Raw genomic sequence first — 24,549 nt, 5'->3', positions numbered from 1 at the left:
CGCACCAGATTGCGTGATACCGCAGAGGTGGCGCGAGGTGGGCAGGGGCGTCGTTTGCCTTGCCCCGGGGAACAGGGAATGCAAAAGCGCGCTCGATGACCGATCCCGTACTGACAGAAGCAGCCGAAGATCCTTCTAATCTGCGCCTGGTCGCCAATCGGCCGGTGTTTTTCGGCTCGGCTATACTGATCCTGGCCTTTGCACTTTTCGGTGCGCTGTTCTCGGCAACGGCAGGGCAGGTCTTCGATCGCTTGCAGGCGCTGATCGTGGCCGACTTCGGCTGGTTCTACATTCTCTCCGTCGCCGGTTTTCTGGTCTTCGTGGTGTTCCTCACGCTCAGCAAATACGGCGATATCAAGCTGGGGCCCGACTGGAGCGAGCCGGAATACAGCCACCTTTCGTGGTTCGCGATGCTGTTCAGCGCGGGCATGGGGATCGGCCTGGTCTTCTTTGGCGTGGCAGAGCCAATGCTGCATTATGCGGAGCCGCCGCGCGGCGATCCACTGAGCGTCCAGTCCGCCCGTCAGGCCTTGGTCCTCACGTTCTTCCACTGGGGCGTCCACGCCTGGGCGATCTACGCGGTCGTAGGCCTGGCGCTGGCCTATTTCGCCTTCCGTCGCGGCCTGCCGCTCACTCCGCGTTCCGCACTCTATCCACTGCTGGGGTCGCGCATTCACGGGCCGATCGGCCATGCGATCGACATTTTCGCGGTTCTGGGCACTATGTTCGGCGTCGCCACCTCGCTCGGCCTCGGGGTGCTGCAGGTCAATGCAGGCCTCGCCTATATTGCCGGGGTGCCGCAGTCGGCAGGCATCCAGATCGCGCTGATCGCGGGTATCACGCTTCTTGCTACGATGTCGGTCTATCTTGGCCTCGATAAGGGCGTAAAGCGCCTGTCCGAATTCAACATCCTGCTGGCGGCACTCCTGCTCGGTTTCGTGCTGGTCACCGGATCGACGATCTTCCTGCTGCAGGCCTTCGTCCAGAACACGGGTGCCTATCTCGGCCAGGTGGTGGAGCGCACCTTCCGTCTCTATGCCTACGAGCCGAACGACTGGCTGGCCAACTGGACGCTGTTCTACTGGGGCTGGTGGATCGCGTGGTCGCCCTTCGTCGGCATGTTCATTGCGCGCATCTCGCGCGGGCGCACGATCCGCCAGTTCGTGGGCGGCGTGCTGGTGGTGCCGGTGTTGTTCACCTTCCTGTGGATGACGGTGTTCGGTAACACCGCGATCTCGCTGGACATGGCGGGAGTCGCCCCCATCGCGCAGATGGTTCAGGAAAACGTGCCCACCGCGCTGTTCGCTACGCTGGCCGAGCTTCCGTTCTCGTCGATAACCTCGGTTGCCGCCACTCTGCTGATCGTGACCTTCTTCGTCACCTCGGCGGATTCGGGCGCGCTGGTGATCGATACGATCACCAATGGCGCAGCCGAGGCACCGCCGGTTTGGCAGCGCGTCTTCTGGGCGATCTGCGCGGGCGCGATTGCGGCGGTCCTGCTGGTGGCTGGCGGATTGCAGGCCTTGCAAACCGCTGCAATCGCGAGCGCGCTGCCCTTCGCGGTGGTGATGATCTTCATCTGCTACGGCCTGCTCAAGGCGCTTGCCATGGAAAAGAACGGCGGCGTGCCCGATTACGGCGTTCTGCCCAGCCAGCCGCTCGACCCGGACGTGAGCTGGAAGAAGCGCTTGTCCACGATTACCGGTTCGTTCCGCAAGGAGCAGGTCGCCGAGTTCCTCGAGGAGAAAGCACTGCCGGCACTCGAAGACGTGGCCGCGGAGATGCGTCGGCGGAGCCTGGCCCCCGAAGTCACCCGCGATGGCGGCGATGTGCTGCTATCCGTGCCGCATGGCGAGCATGGGACCTTCAGCTACGAAGTGCGCGCGCGGTCCTTCCGCCCGCCGAGCTTCGCATGGGCGGAAGCGCACCGCCCGGGGGATGACGACAAGCGTCACTTCCGCGCAATGGCGCGCAGTTCGGAAGGCGGCCATCCGCTGGATGTGACGGGCTACACGACCGAGCAGCTGATCGGCGACCTGCTCAACCGCTACGCGCACTTCAGGCACGCGCGCCGGCTGGCCTGAACCGCTTAAAAAGCTAGCGGGTCGGAGCCTTTTCGCTGGTCGCAGCAGGTGAAGCGGGTGCGCTCGGCCCGTCACCGTCGAAGCTGACATCGACCGTGATCCCGCGATAGCCTGCTGCGGCGAGCGGCACGGCGATGTTCTGCTGCACCGCTGCACGGGCAGAGGCGCGCGCGAGCTCCATCAGCGCCGGGCTGCGTGCATTGTCGAGTGCTTCGCGCTCGGCGATCTGGGTGTTGTTGCGGCTCAGGTCGTCTTCCGCATCGCGCGTGATCCACAGGCCTTCGCGCATGTACTTGGCGCGCGCTTCGTCCAGATTGGGCTTGCTCAGTTCTAGCGCGGGCAGCCGCACATCCATCGTCTGCGTGTCCGCATTCCATGACAGGCGCGATCGATCAATCTTCGACAGGTCGAGCGAATAGTCGACCCGCGCGGGGATCACCGCGATCTGGCGGCTCTGCAATGCGCCGAAGAAGCGGCTGTCCTTGCTGGCAACCACGGGCGCGAACTCGGCCGTGAAGACGACCAGGCGGTTCTGCTTCTCGAACGAAACCAGCGTGGTGCCGATCGGGTCTCCCATGCGGTTCGGCCCGTAAGTACGCCAGCCAATCCACGCGATCACGGCGATCAGCAGGATCACGAGGAACCACGGCAGGAATTGCGGACGTGCCTTCTTTGCAGGCGTCTCGCTTTTTACTGCAGTCTCGGTCTGGTGGTCACTCACAGGCATTCGTCTCCACTAAAGGGCGGTCCATCGCTCACCAGAACGGCTAGCAATGTTGCGGCGTTCCAGATCGATCAGGTGCGCGTGCACCGACATCTGCGCGGCTTTTTCCAGCCGGGGGTCGAGCCCCTTGTACATGATGGGGATGAACTCCGGCAGACTCCGGGGGCTCTCTTCGAGGAGCCGCAGAATCTGCCGCTCGCGCTGGCGACGATGGCCGAGCATCGAGCGGACCAGTTGCTGCGGCTTCGTCACCGGGGCGCCGTGCGCCGGGTAATAGACGCGGTCTTCACGGGCATAGAGCTTGTCTAGGCTCGCCAGATAGTCGCCCATGTCGCCATCGGGCGGCACGATCACGCTGGTCGACCAGCCCATCACATGGTCGCCGGTGAACAGCGCGCCGCTTTCCTCCAGCGCGAAGCACAGGTGGTTGGAGGTGTGGCCGGGTGTGTGGACCGCGCCCAGGGTCCAGCCGTCGCCCGACACCGCCTCGCCATCGGCGAGCACGCGCTCGGGCTCGTAGGTCGTGTCGAAAGCTTCGTCGAGCCGGGGGCCGTTGTCCGCGATCACCAGCTTGGCGCAGCCCATCACCGGGGCGCCGGTCCGCTCTGCGAGCGGGATCGCGCCGGGCGAATGGTCGCGGTGGGTATGGGTGCACAGGATTGCGGAAATTCGCGCATCGCCTGCTGCCGCCAGGATCGCGTCGAGATGCTCGGCCTCGTTCGGACCCGGGTCGATCACCGCGCGATCCGCGCCATTGCCGACCAAGTAGGTCTGCGTGCCGGTGAAGGTGTAGGGGGAAGGGTTGGGCGCGAGGACGCGCGTCACCAGCGGCTCGGGCCGTTCGGGTGTGCCTACGGGCCAGGGGCGGGGCGGAATATCGACCATCGCCGCCCATATGGGCACCCGGTGGCCACATGTCACGCCTGCGCGGGTGACGGCGGCCGCGCGATCAGCCTTCGGCGAAGTGCCGGTCGAGGCGCTGGTGGAGCGTATCGATCGACGGCAGGCCGGACCGGGACGGCGGCTCTCGACGCGCGCGATATTCGTGGTCCAGCCGCGCGACGCGGGCATGCAGGCGCTGCGTCTCGGCCACCAGCGACTGGGTTGGCAAATCCAGCATGTGCATCAGTTCGGGCGAGGGCGCGCGGTTGGGGGGGAAGGGAGAGTTCCGCTCCCACTGCAGCGCGCTCATCTCGCCAGAAAGGAACGCGCGCTGGTTGAGCAGCCATGCCAGCACATGCATGATGCGGGTGGTCGTTTTCAGACCTTCGCACTCCAGCGCGCGGCGCAGCGGCTGGTCGACCGGCATCATCTCGCTGATGGCCGGGGCGAACACGGCCCGCACTTCGTCTGCGAGTACATTGGCCTCGCAGTACAGTTCTTCGACGATCAACGCCGTAATGTCGGTAGTCGCTTGCATGAACGCCCGGCCTAGGCGGTTCGCGGCCTTCGAATAAGCCGCTCGCTGCCCCTGTCCCGCGAAGGGGCGAACGCGCCTGACTTGTGAATATGTGGCACGCGGGACTCACCCAGGGCTTGCATCCGGATCGGGCGGCCCACCGCTCGCGACGGGCGCACTGCGGATACTGTCTTCCCGGTTCAGGCGATTATGTCGGGGATCAGCTCATCCTCGATGGCCGTCATCCGGTCGCGCAGCTGGAGCTTTCGCTTCTTGAGCCGGGCGATCTGCAACTGGTCGGGCGACTCGAGCGCGGACAGGGCGGCGATCGCCGCATCGAGGTCGCGATGCTCGATCCGCAGCTGCTCCAGCCGCTTGCGCAATTCCGCTTCGGTCACGTCGAACCGCCCTTTATCCAAGTCAAACGCACGCAAATGCGCGGTCCGGCGTACACGAGGCCGGACCGATCGCGCACGCCTCATATCACCCCTTCGCAGGAAAGCGATTCTGTGGTTCATTCGGATCAGCGGAGGCCCGGTGGGCCGTAACAGTCCCTCGGTGTCCCCGCGTCGCTCGCATCCCCCGCGAGCGGCTTCGACACAGCAGAGGAGAAGAGGCTCATGAACGCTTCGCACATCACCGCCCTCAAGACCAAGCATGCCACGCTCGACGCGGCCATTGCCCAGGAAATGCGCAAGGCCGCGCCGGATGATGTGACGCTCAGAGGCCTCAAGAAACGCAAGCTCCTCCTGAAGCAGGAAATGGGGGGCTGACGTTTCCGCAAGACCTGCTCACGCGCGAAGGGGGATGTGAAGGCATTTCCCCTTCGCGCCGCAATCGGCTAGTTCCCGAGGCATGAGTGCGACAGCAGCTGCCCGACAGATCCTGACCGGCCTTCATGGATTGATGGCGACGCGCCAATCGGCGCAAAGCAAGCTCGACCGCACGGTCGAAGTTGTTGGTGAGGCGCTGGATAGCGAAGTCTGTTCGATCTACCTGCTGCGCGGCGGCATGCTGGAGCTGTCGGCCACCCGCGGCCTCAACCAGTCTGCCGTTCATGTGACCCGCATGGCCGTGGGCGAAGGGCTGACCGGCTCGCTGGTCGCCAATGGCGAAACGCTGAACCTTGCCCAGGCAAAAGCCCACCCGGATTTCCAGTACCGCCCCGAAACGGGCGAGGAGAAATTTTCCAGCTTCGCCGGCGTCCCCATTGTCTACCGCGAACGTGCGGTGGGCGCTCTCAACGTGCAGCATGTCGATCCGCGCCGTTACGAGGATGTCGAGATCGAGGCGCTGCAGACCACCGCCATGGTGCTGAGCGAGCTGATCGTGAATGCCGGGTTGATCGACGAGCATTCGGCGGACGAGGCGGCACCGGAGCGCTCCGGCCCGGCGCAGCTGACGGGCCTCACGCTCGTTGCGGGGCTCGCCAGCGGCACCGCGGTATTCCACCAGCCGCGCGTCACGATCGACAAGGTCGTGGCGGAGGATACCGAATTCGAACGCCAGCGGGTCTACCGCGCGTTCGAACGGATGCGCGAACAGATCGACCAGATGGCGCAGCAGGCCGAATTCGGCGCGGGCGGAGAAACCGGCGAGGTTTTGGCCGCGTACAAGGCCTTTGCCTACGACGAGGGCTGGAGCCGCCGGATCAACGAAGCGATCGATGCCGGACTGACCGCCGAGGCCGCGATCGAGCGGGTGCAGCAGCGCACCCGGATGCGCATGCGCGAGATCGACGATCCGCTGCTGGCCGACCGGATGCACGATCTGGAAGACCTGTCTAACCGCCTCCTGCGGATCGTTTCGGGCCAGATGGGCACTGCGGCGAGCTCCGGGCTGAAGGGCGACGCGATCCTGATCGCCCGCAATCTTGGCCCTGCCGAACTGCTCGAATACGACCGGCGGCGGCTCAAGGGCGTGATCCTCGAGGAAGGTTCGCTCACCGCGCATGTGGTGATCGTGGCGCGGGCGATGGGCATCCCCGTGCTCGGTCGCGTGCGCGGCCTGCGCGGCGTCATCGGGGAAGGCGATCACATCCTGCTCGATGCCGACGCGGCGCTCGCCCATGTGCGTGCGCAGGCGTCTGTCGTCGAGGCGTTCGAAGCCCGTTTCGCCAAGTCGAAGGAGCGCCGCGCGGCCTATGCCGAATTGCGTGATGTCGAACCGTTCACGCGGTGCGGCACCCGCATTCAGGTGATGATGAACGCAGGTCTGCGCGACGATCTGACCACGCTCTCTATGGTGGGGGCCGACGGCATCGGCCTGTTCCGCACCGAATTCCAGTTCCTCGTCTCCGCCACCCTCCCGCAGCGCGAGAAGCAGACGCGCTTCTACAAGGACGTGCTGGAGGCGGCGGGCGACAAGCCTGTCGTGTTCCGCACCGTCGATATCGGCGGGGACAAGGCAGTGCCCTATCTCTCGAATGACAGCAGCCTGGCGGACGAGAACCCTGCGATGGGCTGGCGTGCGCTGCGGCTCGCGCTGGAACGCGAAGGACTTTTCAAAGCCCAGGCCCGCGCGCTGATCGAAGCTGCGGGCGGACGCACGCTCAGGGTCATGTTCCCGATGATTTCGGAGCCGTGGGAATTCGATGCCGCGCGTTCCGTGTTCGAGGAGCAGAAGGAATTCCTGCGTTCGCGCAAGCGGATCATGCTGCCCGATGCGATCGAGTACGGCGCGATGATCGAAGTGCCCGGGCTGGTCGAAGTGCTCGACGTGCTAGTGCCGAAGGTGTCCTTCCTCTCGGTCGGTACCAATGACCTGACGCAGTTCCTGTTCGCTGCCGACCGCGCGAACCCCAAGCTGGCCGCCCGGTACGACTGGCTCAGCCCGGCGATCCTGCGCTTCCTGAAACGGATCGTCGATGCGACCGCCGGCCATCGGGTGACGCTGGGCCTGTGCGGCGAGATGGGCGGACGTCGGCTGGAAGCGCTCGCCCTGCTGGGGCTGGGCTATCGCCGGGTGTCGATCACCCCCGTTTCGGTCGGGCCGATAAAGGAACTGATCCGCCAGATCGACTTGGCCGAGATCACCGCTTTCATGAATCAGCTCGTCGCCCAGGCCCCGGCCGATCCTCGCGCAGCGATTGCCGAGTGGGCGCAGGAGCGCGGGATCGAAGTCGACTGATCCCGTTAGAAAGACGAAAAAAGCCTTGGAATCCCGCTCTGTGGGCGTTGGCTTCGGCAGCGAAGGCCGCTAGACCGGCGTTACCTGCAGCAGGGGCGGTTAAGGACCTTTGATGGCTGAAGACGAAGCCGGTTTCGAGATTGACAATTCCCAGCCCAAGGCCCCGGGCGAGCGGCTGCGTGCCGCGCGCGAGGCCAAGGGCATGTCCGTGGATGACGTGAGCGATGCGACCCGCATCCCCAGACGCCATCTCGAAGCGATCGAGGTCGGCGATTTCGCAGAGCTGCCCGCGCGCACCTATGCCATCGGGTTCTCGCGCAGCTATGCCAAGGCGGTGGACCTGAACGACGACGAGATCGTCAATGAAGTGCGCGAACAGCTGGGCATCGAGGATCCGAGCGAACGCGTGCGCGACGGCACGATTCAGACGGAGGATCCCACACGCCTGCCGTCGCGCGGGCTGGTCATCGCTTCGATCATCGCGGCCGTCGTGCTGCTGGCCGGCCTGTTCGCCTTCTCTCGCACCTTCTTCGATCCCGGTGGCGAGCCCGATTCATTGCTTGCGGCGGAAGAGCAGCGTTCGCTGGCGGAAGAGCAGGCCCAGGCCGAAGCGACCCGCAGCGCCAGTGCGCGCCCCGTGGCGGATGGCCCGGTGGTCTTCACCTCGGCCGAGGAAGGCATGTGGGTCCGTTTTTATGACGGCGATGAATCGAACGTGCTGATGGAAAGTCTGATGGGGAAGGGCGAAAGCTATACCATCCCCGAAACCGCGAGCGATCCGCAGATGCGGACGGGGCGGCCCGACGCGTTCACGATCACGGTTGGCGGCCAGCGCGTTCCCCCTCTTGCCGAGGATGACGCGGTGGTCAGCGATGTGGAGGTAAGCGCAGAGGCGCTGCTGGCGCGCGACGGCGTCGGCCTTCCGGGCGAAGACGGCGGGGCCGATAACGATTGAGGCCGCACAGCGCACTGACGTGCGCAAGGCGTGAAAGGGGGGCAGTGGTTCAGGCCCGGTTCGAAAGAGACGGGGCAGCACTGCGAGGATGGACATGATCAAGAGGGACAAAATGAAACTGCTTAACGCTTCCGCGAAACCGCGTGCGGTGCTGATCGCCGGGCTGGCCGCCATGCTGGTCACGACCGGCACGCCGGCGATCGCGCAGGACAACGGAGAGGCGCGCATCCGCAAGCTGGAGGCCGAGATTCGCGCGCTCCAGCGGCGGGTCTTCCCCGGCGGCGACGGCCGCTATTTCGAACCCGAGATTTCCGGCCAGCCGAACAGCGGCCCCAGCACCGCCACGCAGACCACTGCCGTGACCGACATCCTGGCCCGTCTGGACGCGCTCGAGGCGTCGATCCAGGGGCTGACCGGTCAGGTCGAGCTGGCGGCCAACAAGCAGCAGAATATCGAACAGCGTCTCTCCGCGCTCGAGAGCGGGGAGGCCGCGCGCGCCGCATCGGCCGCGCCTGCCACAATCCTCCCGAACCAGGGCGGTGCAGGCGCGACCGCGCCTGCGCGGACCGCGACGCCGGCGCCTGCCCCCGCCCCCGCCCCCGCGCAGAGCACGGGGCCGAGTGCCGAGCGGCTGGCCGCCGTGCGTGCGATCGCGAAACCGTCGACCGACGATGCGGGCGACGACGATTATTCCTACGGGTTCCGCCTGTGGGAGGCGGAGCTCTATCCCGAGGCGCAGCAGGCGCTCGCCGCGTTCGTGGAGAAATACCCCGATCACTGGCGCATGACCTATGGCCGCAACCTGCTGGGCCGCGCGTTTCTCGACAACGGACAGGCGCGCGAGGCTGCGCCGTGGTTCCTGCAGAACTACCAGGCCGACAACGACGCGGCGCGCGCGCCGGACAGCCTGCTGTTCCTGGCCGAGGCGATGATCGAACTGGGCGATACGGACCGCGCGTGCATCGCACTCTCCGAGTTTGCCGAGACCTATCCCGCCATCGCCGCCGGGCGCCTGAGCGACCAGTACGAGGCGAACCGCCGCAAGGTCAGCTGCTCCTGATCGACAGCGCGCCCGACCCGGCTCTGGTCCGGCGGTTTGCCGCCGACCTGGCGCAGGTCTGGCCAGACGATCCCGGGCTCGCGGAGGCCCGGTTGGGGATCGCGGTCTCGGGCGGGCCGGACAGTGTGGCCCTGCTGCTGCTGGCGCATGCCGCGCTGCCGGGCCGGGTCTCGGCGGCGACGGTCGATCATGGATTGCGACCCGAGAGTGCAGGAGAGGCGGCCTTCGTCGCCTCGGTCTGCGGCGGTCTGGACCTGCCGCACGCGACGCTCGCGGTACAGGTCGATCCCGGCAACCTGCAGGCCAATGCGCGGGCGGCCCGGTACGAGGCGCTCGGCGGCCATTTCGCGCGGCTGGGCATCGCAGCCTTTGCCACGGCCCATCACGCCGATGATCAGGCCGAAACGCTGCTGATGCGGCTCAATCGGGGTAGCGGGCTCTCCGGCCTTGCCGGGGTCAGACCCCTGACCATCGTTTCCCCCGATGCGGTCGCCGCCAAGCTGGCTCTGGTGCGCCCACTGCTCGGCTGGCGGAGGGCGGAACTGCGGCAGGTCGTCACCGATGCGGGCATCGATCCGGTCGAGGACCCGAGCAATAGCGACGATGCCTATGATCGCGCCCGCATGCGCAAGGCGATCGCCGAACTGGACTGGCTCGATCCGCTGGCGATGGCGCGCTCGGCAGCACATCTCGCCGAGGCCGAATCCGCGATCACCGAACAGGTCGACGCCGCGATCCGCACGCTGATTTGGGACGAGGAGGGGTGCCGGTTCATCCTCGGCCATCCGCGCCCGGTCGAGATCGGCGTGGTCGCGCATGTTCTGAAACGCATGGGGGCGCCTCATCCGCGCAAGTCGGAAATCGCCCGTCTGCTAGACCGGGTCGTGGAAGGGGAAAACGCCTCGCTCGGCGGCGTGCTTGCCCGGCGCGCGATTGTCGACACCGGGGCCAATACTCATTCGGTCGGCATCCGCTTCGAACGCGAGCCCCCGCGCAGGGCTGACGGCACGCAGGTCAGATAATCGGCTCGCCCATCTTCAGGGTCTCACCGCGCGTGATGATGACCTTGTCGCCCTTCTTGGCGACCGCAAAGACCTTCGCGGCGAACTCGTTCGGCAGGCCAATGCAGCCGTGGCTGGCGTAGCCGTTTTCGACCTGCGAACCGTGCAGCGCGACGCCGTCGCTCGTCAGGAACATCGAATAGGGCATCGGTGCGTTGTTGTACTTTTCGGACACGTTGTGCCGCATCTTGTAGCGGATCGGGAAGGTGCCGAGCGGGGTCGGATGCTCCTGCGTGCCGAGGAGAACCGCCGCCGCGCCGATTTCGTAACCGCCGCGGAAGACCGAGATCACCCGCGCATCGAGGTCGACCGTAATCACGATCCGGCCCGGCGGCACGCCTTCGGTGTCCCAATGCCATTCGCCGTACCGGATCGGTCCGTCGATCGGCAGCACGCGCTTGACCACCATAGGCTCGGCCCGGCCTGAGCGAGCCGGGGTGGAGCGGCTGGCCGATCGGGCGGGACGATCGCGCGCGTCGTAGATCATTTCGCCATCGGCAGCAGTGGCCTCGGAAGCGGCGGGAGCGCGCCCTGCGGTGCCGGCGGCCGGGTCTTGGCCTGAATCGACCGTCTCGTCGGTCAGGCCTGCGTCGATTGCCGCTTCGGGATCGATCTGTTCGGCGTCTTGCGCGGTATCGCCGAACTTCGCGGGATCGATGGGAATCGCATCCTCGATCGTCGGTGCGGCAGCGTGCGATGCATCCACGTTATCCGCGCCGAGGTAGCGCGCACCGAACGAGATGGCACCGAACAGCAGCACGGTCGCCAGCGTGGCACCACCAATCCATAAAACAGTTTTGCTCATGAATTCCTTCATGCCTCGCGCGCGCGGAGAATCCGACCGTGGGGTCGGTGCGGGTCCCTTTTGGGGACGGTATAGCGATCAAAGGTTAACGTGCGTGGATCCGGCCGGTCGGGCCGTGCCTAGGCCCGGGTGACGCGGACCTCCTTTTCGCAGAGTTCGACCATGCCGAAACTGGTCAAGAAGCTGACGTCGGCGGCATCGCGGCCGACGCCGATTTTCACGATTTCGTCGGCCGTGGCCATGCCGGTCGCATCGACCAGTTGCCAGGTTCCGCCGCTCTCGCTCTCCGGGTCGTGCAGGAAAACCTCCGCCACCGCGTGGAAATCTTGCGGGGTGACGTCGGGCCCGTAGCAGGCGACATAGCGCGCCGGGATCGTGCTCGCCCGGGCGAGCGAGATCACGACATGGGCGAAATCCCGGCAGATACCGCGCCGTTCGACGAAACTGTCGAGCGCGGTGGTATGCGCGTCCGAACTGCCCGGTGCGTAGGTGAACCGGTCGGAGACCCACTCGCGGATGGCCTCGATCCGTGCGCCGCCCGAGGTGCCGGAGAACTGCGATTCGACGAAGCTCTGGAACCTGTCGGCCGGGCAGAACGCGGAATCGAAGAGATATTGTACCGGCGCGGCCGGCATCTGGTGCGCTTCGAGCTGGCCGAGACCGGCAAGGTCGACGATCTGCCGCTGGATGTGAACTTCGGCCTCATGCGACGCCTCGAAACGGCCATCGGAGCGCACCCAGATGCGCTGGCCGATATCCTCATGAGCCGGGATCCGCGTGCAGCGCTCTGTCTTCGTGAGGCTGGTGTGCGTCTTGAGCACATCCTGCTCGGGAATCTCCGCCACCTCGAACTGAAGCAGACAATCGGTTGGCTGCTCGGCCGTAAAGACGAAGCTGGACTGTATCGAAATGGTCATGCTCGTGAACCGAGGGGGAAGCGTTCTGTGCCCCGATTACGCAAATGTTCTATTCAATCGCGCCGAAAAGATCGTGCTCATCGGCGTCTTCGACCGAAACTTCCACGATATCGCCGGGCGCGAGACTGGCGGGAACATTGCGCAGGAAGACGTTTCCGTCGATTTCCGGCGCGTCTGCCTGGCTGCGCCCGGTTGCACCGATATCGCCGTCCTCGTCCGGCTCGCCGACCTCGTCGATGATGACCGGGAGCGTGCGACCGATCTTGGCCTGAAGCTTCGCCGCGCTGATCCGCGCGGTCGCTTCCATGATCCGGGCGTAGCGTTCTTCTTTTACCGCCTCGGGCACGGGATCGGGCAGGGCATTGGCCGCCGCACCTTCGACCGGTTCGAACCGGAAGGCGCCCACGCGGTCGAGCTGGGCTTCTTCGAGCCATTCGAGCAGGTATTCGAAGTCTTCCTCGGTCTCGCCCGGGAAGCCGACCACGAAGCTGGAGCGCACAGCGATGTCGGGGCATATGTCGCGCCAGCTCTTAAGCCGTTCGAGCACCTTTGCTTCGTTCGCGGGGCGCTTCATGCGCTTGAGGACCGACGGCGCCGCGTGCTGGAACGGGATGTCGAGATAGGGCGTCAGCAGCCCCTCGGCCATCAGCGGGATGACCTGGTCGACATGCGGATAGGGATAGACATAGTGCAGCCGAACCCATGGCGGCCTGCCCTGATCGGTGCGCAGCTGGCCCAGCTCGCGCGCCAGGTCGGTCATATGCGCGCGCACTTCGCGGCCCTTCCAGTCGCGCGCCTCGTGGCGCGTGTCGACGCCATAGGCCGAGGTGTCCTGGCTGATGACCAGCAGTTCCTTCGTGCCCGCCGCGACCAGCTTTTCCGCCTCGCGCAGCACTGCGTCGATCCGCCGGCTGGCGAGTTTTCCGCGCAGGTCGGGGATAATGCAGAAGGCGCAGGAGTGATTGCAGCCCTCGGAAATCTTGAGGTAGCTGTAGTGGCGCGGGGTCAGCTTAATGTCGGCCAGATCGGGCTGGGGGATCAGGTCGACATAGGGCCCCTGGCTCGGCGGAGCATGTTCGTGCACCGCTTCCACGACCTGCTCGTACTGGTGTGCGCCTGTCACCGCGAGCACTTGCGGATGCGCGGCGCGGATCGCTTCCGCCTCGTCACCCATGCAGCCGGTCACGATCACGCGGCCGTTCTCCGCAATCGCTTCGCCGATCGCCTGCAGGCTTTCTTCCTTGGCGGAATCGAGGAAGCCGCAGGTGTTGACCAGCACGATATCTGCGCCCGCGTAATCGGCACTCATCGCGTAGCCGTCGGCGCGCAGGCGCGTGAGGATGCGTTCGCTATCGACGAGCGCCTTGGGACAGCCGAGGCTGACCATGCCGACCTTCTTGGGGTCGGGGATCGGTGTGGTGGTTGTGGCCATGATTGCGCGCGCCTCTACACCCGAACTTCGCAATAGGCTAGGGCGCCTCGCGAAACCGGCGGGAAGGATATGATCTTGGGTGGAATCGATTTTGTGCAAGTGCTGCTGGGCGCAGCCGCGTTCTTCCTCGTCGGCATGGTCTGGTACGGCGTGCTGTTCGGCAAGGTGTGGAAGCGCGCGGTGGGCCGCGGCGAGGATGCCGAGTTCAGCGGCGATCGGCCTATCTGGCTGGTGTTCGGGCTGACCTTTGCCTTCGCGCTGCTGATTTCGCTGACGCTGGCACACCAGTTCGCAATGAGCACGCCGAGCGTGCGCGCGATGATGATGATCGCGGTCGGCTACGGCCTGATGCTGATGGTGCCTGCGGTAGGCATCCGCTACCTTTACCTCAACGTGCCGGGCCGCGTGTTCGCGATCGACGCGGGATTCTTCGTCACCGCGATGGCGGCAATGGGCGCGGTCTTCGTGCTGCTGCGCTGACCGGTCAGCTGGGCATGGAATGCCCGTTGTGCCCGTCGCCGCGTTCCTCCCCGTCGACGGTCGGCACGATCTCGACCACGATGTCGCCCGCGCGCAGGTTCTGGCACTCGTCTTCCCAGAAGCCCAGCGCCTCGCCGTTGCGGTAGATACGCAGGCCGCGCCCGCCAGTCTTGAGGTCGCTGATCGGCAGACCGCATTCCTCCGCCGTCACCGCGCGTTCGACCAGCTGGACGCGCCCCGCGACGGAGGCGAGATCGGCGAGGTAATCCGCGATATGCGCACCCCGCACGCTGCCTGCCAGGAGCAGGCCGGTGAAGTGGACGGGATTAATGACGTTGTTGGCGCCCGCCTGACGCGCGATGCTCTCGTTATCGGCGGCGCGAACGACCACGCTGATCGGCACGCTGGGGGCCAGCGCGCGTACGGTCAGCACGATCAGGATCGAGGTGTCGTCGCGTCCTGCCGATACGAGCACGCTCTGCGCGCGGTCGATCTTGACCGCCTTGAGGGTTTCGTCGCGGGTCGCATCGCCGGCCATGACATTGCAGCCCAGCGCTTCGGCATCTGACAGCCGGTCCTCGTTCGGATCGATGACGACGATGCAGTGCGGATCCGTGCCGCGGTCGATCAGCTCGTTGACCGATTCGGAGCCGGACACTCCGTAGCCGAGCACCACCACATGGTCCGACAGTTTCTCCTGGATGCGTTTCATGCGGAATTTTTCCCAGCTGCGCTGAATGAGGAAGTTGTAGGCCGTGCCGACGAAAATGAAGAGGACCGCGAAGCGGACCGGCGTCACGATCCACGCTTCGACCAGTCTGGCGCGATCGGTGATCGGTGCGATGTCTCCGAACCCGGTCGTGGTGATCGAGATCATGGTGAAGTAGACGACATCGGAAAAGCTGATCTCGCCGTCGAGATTGTCGACCAAGCCGTCGCGATCCCACCAGTGGATCATGATGACGAGGAAGATGAGGCCCAGCGCCAGGCCTAGCCGAATGGACAGGTCGCCCCATACGGGGACCTTGAGGGCTCGGCGCAGCGGCTGGAAGCTCGGCCCGCGCACATCGCGCGCGCTCGCGCCGCTGCCGACACGTTCGACCTGCTGTTTCTCGCGGCTCATGACTGGTGCTCGATCATCGGGAAGGATGGGTTAGCGAGGCAGGCACGGCGCGGCAACATGCGCGATGCGGCGCAGGTCAGCCGAACCGCTCGCCAAGCTCGCCGAGCGAGGCATGGTGCGTGAGATCGAGCTGGAGCGGGGTGACCGAGACGTAGCCTTCGTCGATCGCTTCCAGATCGGTGCCGTGATCGAGCGTGTGCTCGATCGCCTGCAGGCCGAACCAGTAATACTGGAAGCCGCGCGGATCGCGCCCTTCCACTACCGTCCCGCGCGAATAGTCATGAAAACCCTGCCTCACGGCGCGAATGCCTTTGATCGCATCGGCGGGCAGGGCGGGAAAGTTGACATTGACCAGCGTGCGCTTGGGCAGCGGCGTGTCGAGCAGCGGGCCGAGAACCTTGGCGCCCCAGGCGCGCGCGGCTTCGAACGTGTCTTCGGTCGCCGCGCCGTCCTTGCTCGTCACCTGGCTCAGTGCGATCGAACGAATGCCCGCCAGCGCGCCTTCGATCGCGGCAGAAACCGTCCCCGAATAGGTGATGTCGTCGGCGAGGTTGGCGCCGCGGTTGACGCCTGAGAGGATCACGTCGGGCTCGCCGCCCATAACCTGGCGCAAGCCCATCGTGACCGCGTCGGTCGGCGTGCCGGTGACAGAGAAGCGCCGCTCGCCATGCTTGCGAAGGCGGACGGGGCGGGTGAGCGTGAGCGCGTGGCCCATGCCCGACTGCTCCTCGTCCGGGGCGCAGATCCAGATATCGTCGGAGAACGCCCGAGCGATCTCTTCGAGTACCTCGATACCGGGGGCATGCACGCCGTCGTCGTTGGTGAGGAGGATTTTCATTCGCTGCGTCCTTTAATGCAGTTCATGTCGTTTCCGACCGGCACCTTCAATTTAAGCGTCGGCCCGGACTTGATCCGGGCCCGGTGCTTCTTCTGTCCAAGCGCGCCAAGCGGTCCGAAGGTGCGGAAAAAAGCACCGACCCCGGGTCAGTGCCGGGGTGACGAACTAATTACTCGGGGCTGATCCGGGTCAGCCCACCCATGTAGGGATGGAGCGCTTCGGGCACGTCGACGCTGCCGTCTTCGTTCTGGTAGTTCTCCAGCACCGCCACCAGCGTGCGCCCGACCGCGAGGCCGGAGCCGTTGAGCGTATGGACGAACTCGGTTTTCTTGCCGCCGCTTTCGGGGCGATAGCGTGCACTCATCCGGCGGGCCTGGAAATCACCCATGTTGGAGCAGCTGGAAATCTCGCGATAGGCGCTTTGCCCGGGCAGCCAGACTTCCAGATCGTAGGTCTTGCTCGCGCCGAAGCCCATGTCGCCGGTGCACAGCAGCATCTTGCGATAGGGCAGGCCGAGCGCCTGCAGGATGCCTTCGGCGCACTGCGTCATGCGCTCATGCTCCGCCTCGCTGTCTTCGGGACGCACTATGCTGACCAGCTCGACCTTCTCGAACTGGTGCTGGCGGATGAAGCCGCGCGTATCCTTGCCCGCCGCGCCCGCTTCGGAGCGGAAGCACTGCGTCAGCGCGGTCATGCGCAGCGGCAGGAACTGCTCCTCGACGATCTTGCCACGCACCGCGTTGGTCAGGCTGACCTCGGCGGTGGGAATCAACCAGCGGCCGTCGGTGGTATGGAACAGGTCCTCGGCGAACTTGGGCAGTTGTCCCGTGCCGAAAAGAGCCTCATCGCGCACCAGCAGCGGCGGATTGCATTCGAGATAGCCGTTCTCGGTCGTCTGCCGGTCGAGCATGAACTGGCCGAGCGCGCGGTGCAGGCGAGCGATGCCGCCGCGCAGGAAGGTGAAGCGCGCACCCGCGATGTCGGCACCGATCTCGAAATCGAGGCCCAGAATCGGGCCTATATCGGCGTGCTCCTTCGGATCGAAATCGAATTCGCGCTTTTCGCCCCATTTGGCGATTTCGACATTCTCGTCCTCGCCCGCACCTTCCGGGACGTCCCCGGCGGGCAGGTTGGGAATACCGGCGAGCAGTTCGTCCAGTTCGCCGCCGATTGCGCGCGCCTGCTCTTCCAGCTGGGGCAGGGTGGTCGCCTTGAGTTCGCCGACTTCCGCCTTCAGCCGCTCCGCCTCGTTGGTGTCGCCCTTGCTCATCGCCTGCCCGATCGCCTTGGAGGCGGCATTGCGTCGGTTCTGCGCATCCTGCAGTTCAGTCAGCACCGCGCGGCGGCGGGTGTCGAGGTCGAGCAGGCGGGACGAAACCGGCTCCGCTCCGCGTCGTGCAAGTCCTGCGTCGAAGGCTTCGGGGGCCTGTCGGATCATGGCGATATCGTGCATGGCCGCGCATATGGCGGGCATGGCGGGGCTTGACCAGTGGCAACTTGGGGGCACCAACCGCGTGTCGGGCCGTTGGGGACGGGAGGCTGCAACATGCGCAAATAGAGTGCTTTATAAATGACAACCAACGCGGCCCCGCAGCGCACTCCCTTCATAGACATTCTGCAGGGCGCCATCGGTCTTGGTCAGCGGGTCGGCCTCGTCGCGCCATCCCGCCTTGAAAAAGACGTGCTGATGGATCGCGCGGTGGCGGAGACGGGGCTCGAGGATTTTGGCGGTCCCTGGTTCGAACAGCCCTTTTCCGTCCTGCTCGATTCGATCCACGCGGAAGCAGGCCTGAACACTGCGGGCGAATTCGCGGCGCGGCTGCAGTTCGGCAAGGTCCTGCGCGACCGCCTGATCGCACGCGAGTGGTTTAAGCGCCGCCCGGAGATTCTCGAACGGTCGATCAGGCGCCCGGTGGTGATCGTGGGGCCGATGCGATCGGGTACCACGCGCCTGCATCGCCTGCTCGCGAGCGATCACCGCTTCAGCCACATGCGCAGCTTCGAAACCATTTCGCCGATCCCGCAGCTCGATTTCGAACAGGTGCTCGCCGGCGAGAAGCGCGATTTTCGCCCGATACTGGCCAAGCGGATCATGCGCGTCGCGCGGCTCGCCAATCCGCGCACGCTTTCAATACATCCGACCGGCCCGTTCGAGCCGGAGGAAGAGCTGGGCCTGCTGGTCAACTCGATGTACGGCATGAAGCACGAGGCGCAGTGGCGCGTACCCACCTATGGCCGCTGGTGCGAACGGATCGACGCGACACCCGCCTATTGCCACCTCGCCGATCTTCTGCGGCTGGTGGGCTGGTCGCAGCAGGTGAGCGAGATCCGCCCGTGGATCCTCAAGACCCCGCAGCACATGCTGGACCTGCCCGCACTGCTCAACGTCTTTCCCGACGCACGCATCATCTTCACGCATAGAGATCCCAAGAAGATCGTCGGCAGCGCCGCCTCGCTCGCGTGGAACCAGACCGCGATCTATTCGGACGAAGTCACGCCGCACGACGTCGGCGAGGAATGGATGCGCAAGAGCGTGCTCCAGGTGGAGCGGATGATGGCGGCACGTTCGCTCGTCCCCGCCGATCGCCGGATCGACGTCGGATACGACGCGATGGACCGGGACTGGCAAGGTACGATGGCGCGCATCTATGCCTTTCTCGATCTCGATATCGAGCCTGCGCTGCCCGCGATGCGCCAGTTTCTCGACCGGTCGCAGAAACTCAAACGCACTCCGCACACCTACAGCCTCGAACAGTTCGGCCTGGTCGAAGACGAGGTGCGCCAGCGCTTTACGCCTTACGCCGCGCGTTTCGCAATTCCCGAAGAAAGCTCGCCGATGTCTGCTGCACAGAAGCTGCGGCGGGAGCGGGCGACGATCTGAAGCGCAAAATCGCTTACCAACGATTGCGAGATCGCGTTGCAGAGACGAAAGAATTGTTTCGCTCCCAAAAACGCGAAGAAAAATGGCAGTAAAGAAGGCGTGGCCCGGCCGCTGCAACCGCACTGTCACGGATCGGTCCTTAAACTGTCATGGACCGGCCCCGAAACTGTCACTCCTCATCCCTAGCGCCTCTCATGCGATCAAAATTCGCGTCCGTATGTTCGATTCTTCGGTTTTTTGAGGGGACCGCTCGCTGTGAAAAATCTCCATCGCACGCTCGTACTCGGCTGCAGCGCGCTGGCACTTGCCGGCTGCGGCGCAGACGAAATCGTTTCGCCCGGCACGGGCGGCAACGTGACGATCAACAATCCCACTCCGCCGCCGGCACCGTCGCCGACGCCGGCCCCCACCTCGTCGCTGGTGACCCCGGCGGCCGATTGCCCGCAGATCGCCAACCCGGTGCAGCTGCTCGACCTCGGTACGATCACCGGCCCGACTGGCGAATATCGTCGCTGTCGCCTGCCGGCGAGCTTCACCGCGTCGTCGACCCTGCCGTACCAGGAAGGTGTGCTGTACGAACTCAACGGCCAGACCGATGTCGGCGTGGACCAGGGCTTCGCTTCGACCGGAACGGTCGTCACGCTGGACATCGAGCCGGGCGTGATCGTGTTCGCCTCGGGCAACGACTTCCTGAATGTGAACCGCGGCAACAAGCTGGTCGCCAATGGCACCGCAAGCCAGCCGATCATCTTCACCAGCCGTCAGAACGTGGAAGGCAGCACCAGCGCCGACACGTCGGGTCAGTGGGGCGGCATCATCCTTTCGGGCCGCGCTCCCGTGACCGACTGCTTCGTCGGCAACGAAGCCGCCAACACCTGCCAGCGCATCGTGGAAGGCGCGACCAACCAGATCCTGTACGGCGGTACCGACTCCGCCGACAGCTCGGGCTCGCTCAGCTACGTCCAGATCCGTTTCTCCGGCTTCGCACTGTCGAATGGTGACGAACTCCAGTCGCTTACGACCGGCGGCGTCGGCAGCGGCACCACCTTCAACAACATCATGACCTACAACAGCTCCGACGACGGTGCCGAGTTCTTCGGCGGGACCGTGCGGGGCAAGCGGTTCATCATGGTTGGCGCGGAAGACGACTCGCTCGATACCGATACCGGCGTGAAGGCGTTCTTCGACGAACTGCTGATCGTACAGCGCTCTACCGCTTCGGACACCGTTATCGAGCAGGACTCGGACGGCAACGAAGAATCCGCTCCGCGCACCAACACGCAGATCAACAACGCGACCTTCGTGGTCAACAGCGCGAATGGCGACCGGGGCATCCGCATCCGCGGCAGCTCGGATTTCTCGCTCTTCAACTCGCTGATCTGGGATCAGGGCGGTTCGACCCCGTGCCTCAACGTGCAGGGGGTTTCGCTCAACCGCGCTGCCGGTGCAAACGACGAATCGGGTCCGGTTGCGTTCAACTCGGTCGCGCTCGACTGCGCCACTGACTTCCGCGACGGTGGCGGCAACACCGCAGCGCAGGTCGAAACCCGTTTCGATGCTGGCACGGGCAACACGAAGGACTTCAGCAACACGCTGCAGCGCCTTTCGGGCGTGACCACGGGTGCCCCGTTCATCAACGGCGCGAACGAGAACGGCTACACCCCGATCTTCGATGCGGCGGCGGTGTCGAGCTTCTTCACGACCCGCACCTACATCGGCGCGATCACCAGCGAAGCCGAAAACTGGGCCGAAGGCTGGACCTGTAACTCGGCTGTCGTCGTCCTGGGCGCCGACAACACCGGCAGCTGCGACTCGCTGCCGACGCCCTGATCGGGATGAGTTGGGAGATGTCCGGCGGGCTGTCGCCGGGCACCTCCCTTTCCCGTTTTTTCGCGACCATCGGCACGCAGGTGCCGGATGCACCCAGATTTACGGACCTTAAGCATGAGGGGGTCTAATACCATGTCCACCGGTAAGCAGTTGGCAGGGCTGCTCTTGCTCTCCACCGCGCTCACCTTCCCGGGTGTCGCTTTCGCACAAAGCACCGGGTCGGCCGCGTCCGGCAATGCGGCTTCGCAACCAGACACGCAGACCCCGGCCGAAGAGCCGATCGACCCGGCGGACAATGACGATATCGATCCTGCGCAGGACGATGTCGATGTTTCGGTTCCCGGTGGCAACGTCATCACGGTGACCGGCCGTCGCGGGCCGCGCGATATCACGCGCAGCTCCGCCCAGGTGGTCTCCGTCCTCAGCACCGAAGACATCGCGCGCACCGGCGAAGGCGACATCGCCGGCGCGTTGAGCCGCGTGACCGGCCTCTCCAACACCGGCAACGGGCGTGTGTTCGTCCGCGGCCTCGGCGATCGCTACTCGCTGGCGCTGCTGAACGGTCTGCCGCTGCCGTCGCCCGAGCCGCTGAGCCGTGTCGTCCCGCTCGACATCTTCCCGACCGACATCATCGCGTCTTCGCTCGTCCAGAAAAGCTATTCCGCCAACTTCCCGGGCGAATTCGGCGGCGGTGTGATCAACCTGACCACCCAGGCGATTCCGGACGAAAGCTTCCTCAAGTTGAGCTTGGGCGTCAGCGGCGATACCGAAACGACGTTCGAGAACGGCCTGCTCTACTACGGCAGCGACTTCGACTGGTTCGGTTTCGACAATGGCCGGCGCGATCCTCCGCCGGTCCTAGCGAACTACCTCGACGGCTCGACCGAGCTGGAAGAGCTGCCCCTTGCCGAGCGTCAGGCAATCGCCGGCACGCTGAACAAGCCCAACCTCAACCTGCTGCAGAAGACTGACCACCTGCGGCCCAATTTCTCCGGCGGGCTGACCGGTGGGACGAGCTTCCTCGTCGGCGACGATGCCGAACTGGGGATCGTTGCGACGCTCAACCTGAGCAACTCGCTGAGCAACCGCAACGTGCTCAACCAGACGCCGGTGCGCCAGGCAGAGGTTACACCGGCGGACGACTTCCGCCGCTTCGTGACCGACAACCGCATTCTCGCCAACGGTCTGCTCGGCCTGGCGCTGGAATATGGCGACCAGAAGATCCGCTGGACCAACCTGTTCATTCGCGACAGCCTGAAGCAGTCCTCGCTCAACCAGGGCCGCATCGTCGTGGGCTCGGGCAATGACGGGTTCGACGAGATCGTCCAGCAGAATGCCTGGTTCGAGCGCCAGCTGATCGACAGCCAGGTGGTCGGCGAGTTCAAGTTCGGCGACATCGGGCTCGATCTTCGTGCCGGGTATGCGCAGACCGATCGCGAAAGCCCCTACGAATACAGCTTCACCTACGTGCGCACGAACAACCCGAACCAGCCGTTCGGCGATTTCTTCATCAACCCGCTCGACAACAACCTGCCGGGCGGGGCGGCGAGCGTCGCATTCTCCGACCTGACCGAGAAGGTCTACTACGGCGGCGGCGACCTGACCGTGCCGCTGACCGACGCCCTGTCGGTCACGGCGGGTGCGGCCTACACCGATACCCAGCGGTATTCGGAAAGGCGCTTCTTTCAGTTCAACGCGCCGAGCAACTTCCCGAACGGAATTGCACTGCTGCGCCCGGACCTGCTGATCACGCCGACGATCATCGAAGCATCGAATGTTCCAGGTTTCGTCAGCCCGGGCGTGGCGGCGCCGATCGACCTGCGCGAACTGACCGAGGATACCCCGGCCTTCAACGCGGGGCTCGAAGTGCTGGCCGGCTACCTCAAGGGCAATCTCTCGCTGCTCAACGGTCTGACGGTGGATGCGGGCTTACGTTACGAAGACGGCAAGCAGACGGTCACGCCTGCACAGATCTTCACCAACCAGCCCAACCTCAATGCCTTCACCAACATATCGAACGATTACTGGCTGCCGTCTGCCACGATCACCTACCAGTTCGAAAACGGCCTGCAGCTGCGGGCGAGTGCGTCCAAGACCATCGCGCGGCCCCAGTTCCGCGAACTGCTGCTGCAGACCTATATCGACCCCGAAAGCCAGCGTTCGTTCAGCGGCAACCCTGCCTTGCAGGACAGCGAGCTGTTCAACGCCGAAGCGCGGGCCGAGTACTACTTCGGGCAGGGCAGCCGGGTCTCGCTGGCCGGCTTCTACAAGAAGATCGACAGGCCGATCGAAGTCTTCTCGCAGTTCACGGACAACACCCAGTCGAGCAGCTTCGCCAATGCGCCCGAAGCCCAGCTCTATGGTGCGGAAGCCGAACTGGTGTGGAACTACGATCTGTACGATCTGGGTGGCTTCTTCGAGAGCAAGAAGGCGCTGTTGATCGCGAACTACACCTACACCCAGTCCGAACTGAAGGTCGGGGAGGACGACATCGCGCTGATCCCGACGTCCAATGCCGACCCGTTCGAAGTGGCCGCGACCGACCTTTTCCGTGACGGAGACCCGCTGACCGGCCAGTCCGATCATCTGGTGAACTTCCAGATCGGGCTCGAGGATACCGACCGGCTCAACCAGATCACCCTGCTGTTCTCCTATGCGAGCGAGCGGGTGGCCAGCCGCCTCGGCATCAATGCCGGCGGTCTGCCCGACGAGATCGAGAAGCCGGGCGCCAGTCTCGACCTGGTGGTCCGCCAGGGTCTCGACGTGGTGGGCCTGCCGCTGGAGCTGAAGTTCGAGGCCCGCAACCTGACGGGCACGGACAAGTACACCTTCATCGAGAACGAGACCGGCCGGGTCGACACCAACAGCTACCAGGTCGGCCAGAGCTTCGCGCTGTCGCTGTCGGCGGAGTTCTAGGACACCGTCTTGGCGATCGGAAATTTCAGGGGAAGGGCTCGCGGCCGGAAGGCGGCGGGCCCTTCTTCCGTTGGGCAGTCGATCGCCGCTGCCCGAAACCGGGCGCGCGGCGGGATCGCTCAGCCGTCGATGTCGAGCACGTAGCCCTTGTTGCGCACCGTCCGGATCGGGTCGGGTGCGCCCACGGCCCGCAGGGCCCGCCGCAAGCGTCCGATCCATACATCTACCGTGCGCTCGTCGATCGGCGGTTCCAGCTTGCCGAGCCCGGCGATGATTTCGCGGCGCGAGATGACCTCTCTGCGGTGGGTCAGGAGATAGCGCAGCAGGCGGAACTCGTTGGGGCTGAGGCGAAGCGGCTCGCCATCCCAGCGGGCCTGTTCGGCCGACGGGATGACCTCGAGCAGGCCGTGGCGCTCGCGCGGGGGCGAGCGGCGGATCCCGCGCTGGGATTGCAGCGCGAGGATCCGGTCGAGCACGCCGTTGCGATCCAGCGGGCCTATAACGTAATCGTCGGCCCCTGCCTCGATCGTGCGCCGCCGGTCATCGTCGCTGTCACGCTCGAGCACGACGGTGATGTGCGCGTCGCCAAGGCGCTCGTCCGCACGCAGGCGGCGGACCATCTCCAGCCCCGACATTTCCGGCATGATCCAGTCGACGAAAATCCAGGTCGGGCCGTCGACGAGCTTGTCGGGCCCCTCCGGACCAATGGTCTGGAAGTCGAAGAGCCGGTCTTCGCCGGCGTTATGATCGGCAACCGGGACAGCCCCGGTCAGCAGGATATTGACCTTGCGCATTGCTCTTACGGTCCGCTTCTTGCGCGAACGCCTGCCTGCCGGTTGTGACCGGATCGTGACGTCGATGCGACGCATCTGCGGCGGCGGGAGAAGTGGGGGAAAGATCGTGCAGGATTGTCAC

The 24,549-nt window shown here is 65.2% G+C and carries 21 protein-coding genes; 10 read left to right on the top strand and 11 right to left on the bottom strand.

Annotated elements, in window-relative coordinates; genetic code table 11:
* Positions 1 to 95 precede the first annotated feature (95 nt).
* Positions 96 to 2,084 carry a BCCT family transporter gene (locus ACYQ0L_RS04675; protein ID WP_459787762.1) on the top strand — a complete coding sequence of 663 codons (1,989 nt, stop codon included), beginning with the start codon at positions 96 to 98 and terminating at the stop codon, positions 2,082 to 2,084.
* A gap of 13 nt (positions 2,085 to 2,097) precedes the next feature.
* Here ACYQ0L_RS04675 and ACYQ0L_RS04670 read toward each other — a convergent pair whose 3' ends face one another.
* The 4 genes from ACYQ0L_RS04670 to ACYQ0L_RS04655 all read right to left on the bottom strand — a co-directional run bounded on the left by ACYQ0L_RS04670 (position 2,098) and on the right by ACYQ0L_RS04655 (position 4,605).
* The gene (locus ACYQ0L_RS04670) at positions 2,098 to 2,811 is read right to left on the bottom strand and encodes a DUF4230 domain-containing protein (protein WP_459787761.1); all 714 of its coding nucleotides are present in this window, start codon (positions 2,809 to 2,811) and stop codon (positions 2,098 to 2,100) included.
* A gap of 9 nt (positions 2,812 to 2,820) precedes the next feature.
* Complete coding sequence (locus ACYQ0L_RS04665) at positions 2,821 to 3,693, bottom strand: MBL fold metallo-hydrolase (RefSeq protein ID WP_459787760.1); 873 nt, start codon at positions 3,691 to 3,693, stop codon at positions 2,821 to 2,823.
* Positions 3,694 to 3,757: 64 nt separating this feature from the next.
* Entirely contained in the window at positions 3,758 to 4,228 is a 471-nt protein-coding gene (locus tag ACYQ0L_RS04660; protein ID WP_459787759.1) for a DUF1465 family protein, read from the bottom strand.
* A gap of 179 nt (positions 4,229 to 4,407) precedes the next feature.
* Positions 4,408 to 4,605, bottom strand: a complete 198-nt coding sequence (locus ACYQ0L_RS04655; RefSeq protein WP_459787758.1) for a YdcH family protein — start codon at positions 4,603 to 4,605, stop codon at positions 4,408 to 4,410.
* Between the two features lie 222 nt (positions 4,606 to 4,827).
* On the opposite strand from ACYQ0L_RS04655, the gene ACYQ0L_RS04650 reads away from it, so the two are divergent.
* The 5 genes from ACYQ0L_RS04650 to tilS all read left to right on the top strand — a co-directional run bounded on the left by ACYQ0L_RS04650 (position 4,828) and on the right by tilS (position 10,373).
* On the top strand, positions 4,828 to 4,980 hold the full coding sequence (locus tag ACYQ0L_RS04650) for a DUF465 domain-containing protein (protein ID WP_459787757.1): 153 nt from the start codon (positions 4,828 to 4,830) through the stop codon (positions 4,978 to 4,980).
* A gap of 82 nt (positions 4,981 to 5,062) precedes the next feature.
* Entirely contained in the window at positions 5,063 to 7,336 is a 2,274-nt protein-coding gene (gene ptsP / locus ACYQ0L_RS04645; RefSeq protein WP_459787756.1) for a phosphoenolpyruvate--protein phosphotransferase, read from the top strand.
* Between the two features lie 112 nt (positions 7,337 to 7,448).
* Positions 7,449 to 8,291 carry a helix-turn-helix domain-containing protein gene (locus ACYQ0L_RS04640; protein WP_459787755.1) on the top strand — a complete coding sequence of 281 codons (843 nt, stop codon included), beginning with the start codon at positions 7,449 to 7,451 and terminating at the stop codon, positions 8,289 to 8,291.
* A gap of 112 nt (positions 8,292 to 8,403) precedes the next feature.
* The gene (locus ACYQ0L_RS04635) at positions 8,404 to 9,351 is read left to right on the top strand and encodes a tetratricopeptide repeat protein (RefSeq protein ID WP_459787754.1); all 948 of its coding nucleotides are present in this window, start codon (positions 8,404 to 8,406) and stop codon (positions 9,349 to 9,351) included.
* A 92-nt stretch (positions 9,352 to 9,443) separates the two neighbouring features.
* Entirely contained in the window at positions 9,444 to 10,373 is a 930-nt protein-coding gene (tilS, locus tag ACYQ0L_RS04630; protein ID WP_459787753.1) for a tRNA lysidine(34) synthetase TilS, read from the top strand.
* On the opposite strand, the gene ACYQ0L_RS04625 is transcribed toward tilS, so the two are convergent.
* The 3 genes from ACYQ0L_RS04625 to rimO all read right to left on the bottom strand — a co-directional run bounded on the left by ACYQ0L_RS04625 (position 10,366) and on the right by rimO (position 13,566).
* Positions 10,366 to 11,217, bottom strand: a complete 852-nt coding sequence (locus tag ACYQ0L_RS04625) for a L,D-transpeptidase family protein (protein WP_459787752.1) — start codon at positions 11,215 to 11,217, stop codon at positions 10,366 to 10,368. The genes tilS and ACYQ0L_RS04625 overlap by 8 nt on opposite strands.
* Before the next feature lie 119 nt (positions 11,218 to 11,336).
* Positions 11,337 to 12,134: a transglutaminase-like domain-containing protein gene (locus tag ACYQ0L_RS04620; protein ID WP_459787751.1), complete on the bottom strand. Its 798-nt coding sequence runs from the start codon at positions 12,132 to 12,134 to the stop codon at positions 11,337 to 11,339.
* A gap of 49 nt (positions 12,135 to 12,183) precedes the next feature.
* The gene (rimO, locus tag ACYQ0L_RS04615; RefSeq protein WP_459787749.1) at positions 12,184 to 13,566 is read right to left on the bottom strand and encodes a 30S ribosomal protein S12 methylthiotransferase RimO; all 1,383 of its coding nucleotides are present in this window, start codon (positions 13,564 to 13,566) and stop codon (positions 12,184 to 12,186) included.
* Positions 13,567 to 13,641: 75 nt separating this feature from the next.
* Here rimO and ACYQ0L_RS04610 point away from each other — a divergent pair, with 75 nt between their 5' ends.
* Positions 13,642 to 14,046 (top strand): DUF1761 domain-containing protein, encoded by a 405-nt coding sequence (locus ACYQ0L_RS04610; protein WP_459787748.1) that lies wholly within the window; start codon positions 13,642 to 13,644, stop codon positions 14,044 to 14,046.
* A gap of 4 nt (positions 14,047 to 14,050) precedes the next feature.
* On the opposite strand, the gene ACYQ0L_RS04605 is transcribed toward ACYQ0L_RS04610, so the two are convergent.
* The 3 genes from ACYQ0L_RS04605 to serS all read right to left on the bottom strand — a co-directional run bounded on the left by ACYQ0L_RS04605 (position 14,051) and on the right by serS (position 17,460).
* Positions 14,051 to 15,169, bottom strand: coding sequence for a potassium channel family protein (locus ACYQ0L_RS04605; protein ID WP_459787747.1), 1,119 nt, complete (start codon positions 15,167 to 15,169; stop codon positions 14,051 to 14,053).
* Between the two features lie 76 nt (positions 15,170 to 15,245).
* Positions 15,246 to 16,007, bottom strand: coding sequence for a 5'/3'-nucleotidase SurE (surE, locus tag ACYQ0L_RS04600; RefSeq protein ID WP_459787746.1), 762 nt, complete (start codon positions 16,005 to 16,007; stop codon positions 15,246 to 15,248).
* A gap of 169 nt (positions 16,008 to 16,176) precedes the next feature.
* A complete protein-coding gene (gene serS / locus ACYQ0L_RS04595; RefSeq protein WP_459787745.1) occupies positions 16,177 to 17,460 on the bottom strand; it encodes a serine--tRNA ligase in 1,284 nt (427 codons plus the stop codon).
* A gap of 117 nt (positions 17,461 to 17,577) precedes the next feature.
* Here serS and ACYQ0L_RS04590 point away from each other — a divergent pair, with 117 nt between their 5' ends.
* The 3 genes from ACYQ0L_RS04590 to ACYQ0L_RS04580 all read left to right on the top strand — a co-directional run bounded on the left by ACYQ0L_RS04590 (position 17,578) and on the right by ACYQ0L_RS04580 (position 23,634).
* Entirely contained in the window at positions 17,578 to 18,888 is a 1,311-nt protein-coding gene (locus tag ACYQ0L_RS04590; RefSeq protein ID WP_459787744.1) for a sulfotransferase family protein, read from the top strand.
* 255 nt (positions 18,889 to 19,143) lie between these two features.
* Complete coding sequence (locus ACYQ0L_RS04585; protein ID WP_459787743.1) at positions 19,144 to 20,718, top strand: hypothetical protein; 1,575 nt, start codon at positions 19,144 to 19,146, stop codon at positions 20,716 to 20,718.
* A gap of 132 nt (positions 20,719 to 20,850) precedes the next feature.
* Entirely contained in the window at positions 20,851 to 23,634 is a 2,784-nt protein-coding gene (locus tag ACYQ0L_RS04580; RefSeq protein ID WP_459787742.1) for a TonB-dependent receptor domain-containing protein, read from the top strand.
* 119 nt (positions 23,635 to 23,753) lie between these two features.
* Here the strand turns inward: ACYQ0L_RS04580 and ACYQ0L_RS04575 are convergent, their stop codons facing one another.
* On the bottom strand, positions 23,754 to 24,428 hold the full coding sequence (locus ACYQ0L_RS04575; RefSeq protein WP_459787740.1) for a response regulator transcription factor: 675 nt from the start codon (positions 24,426 to 24,428) through the stop codon (positions 23,754 to 23,756).
* Positions 24,429 to 24,549: the final 121 nt, after the last annotated feature.

The sequence above is a fragment of the Alteriqipengyuania triglochinis genome, from assembly GCF_054655655.1.
Note: the sequence above shows the minus strand (reverse complement) of the source record. Positions and strands in the feature narration are given on the sequence as shown.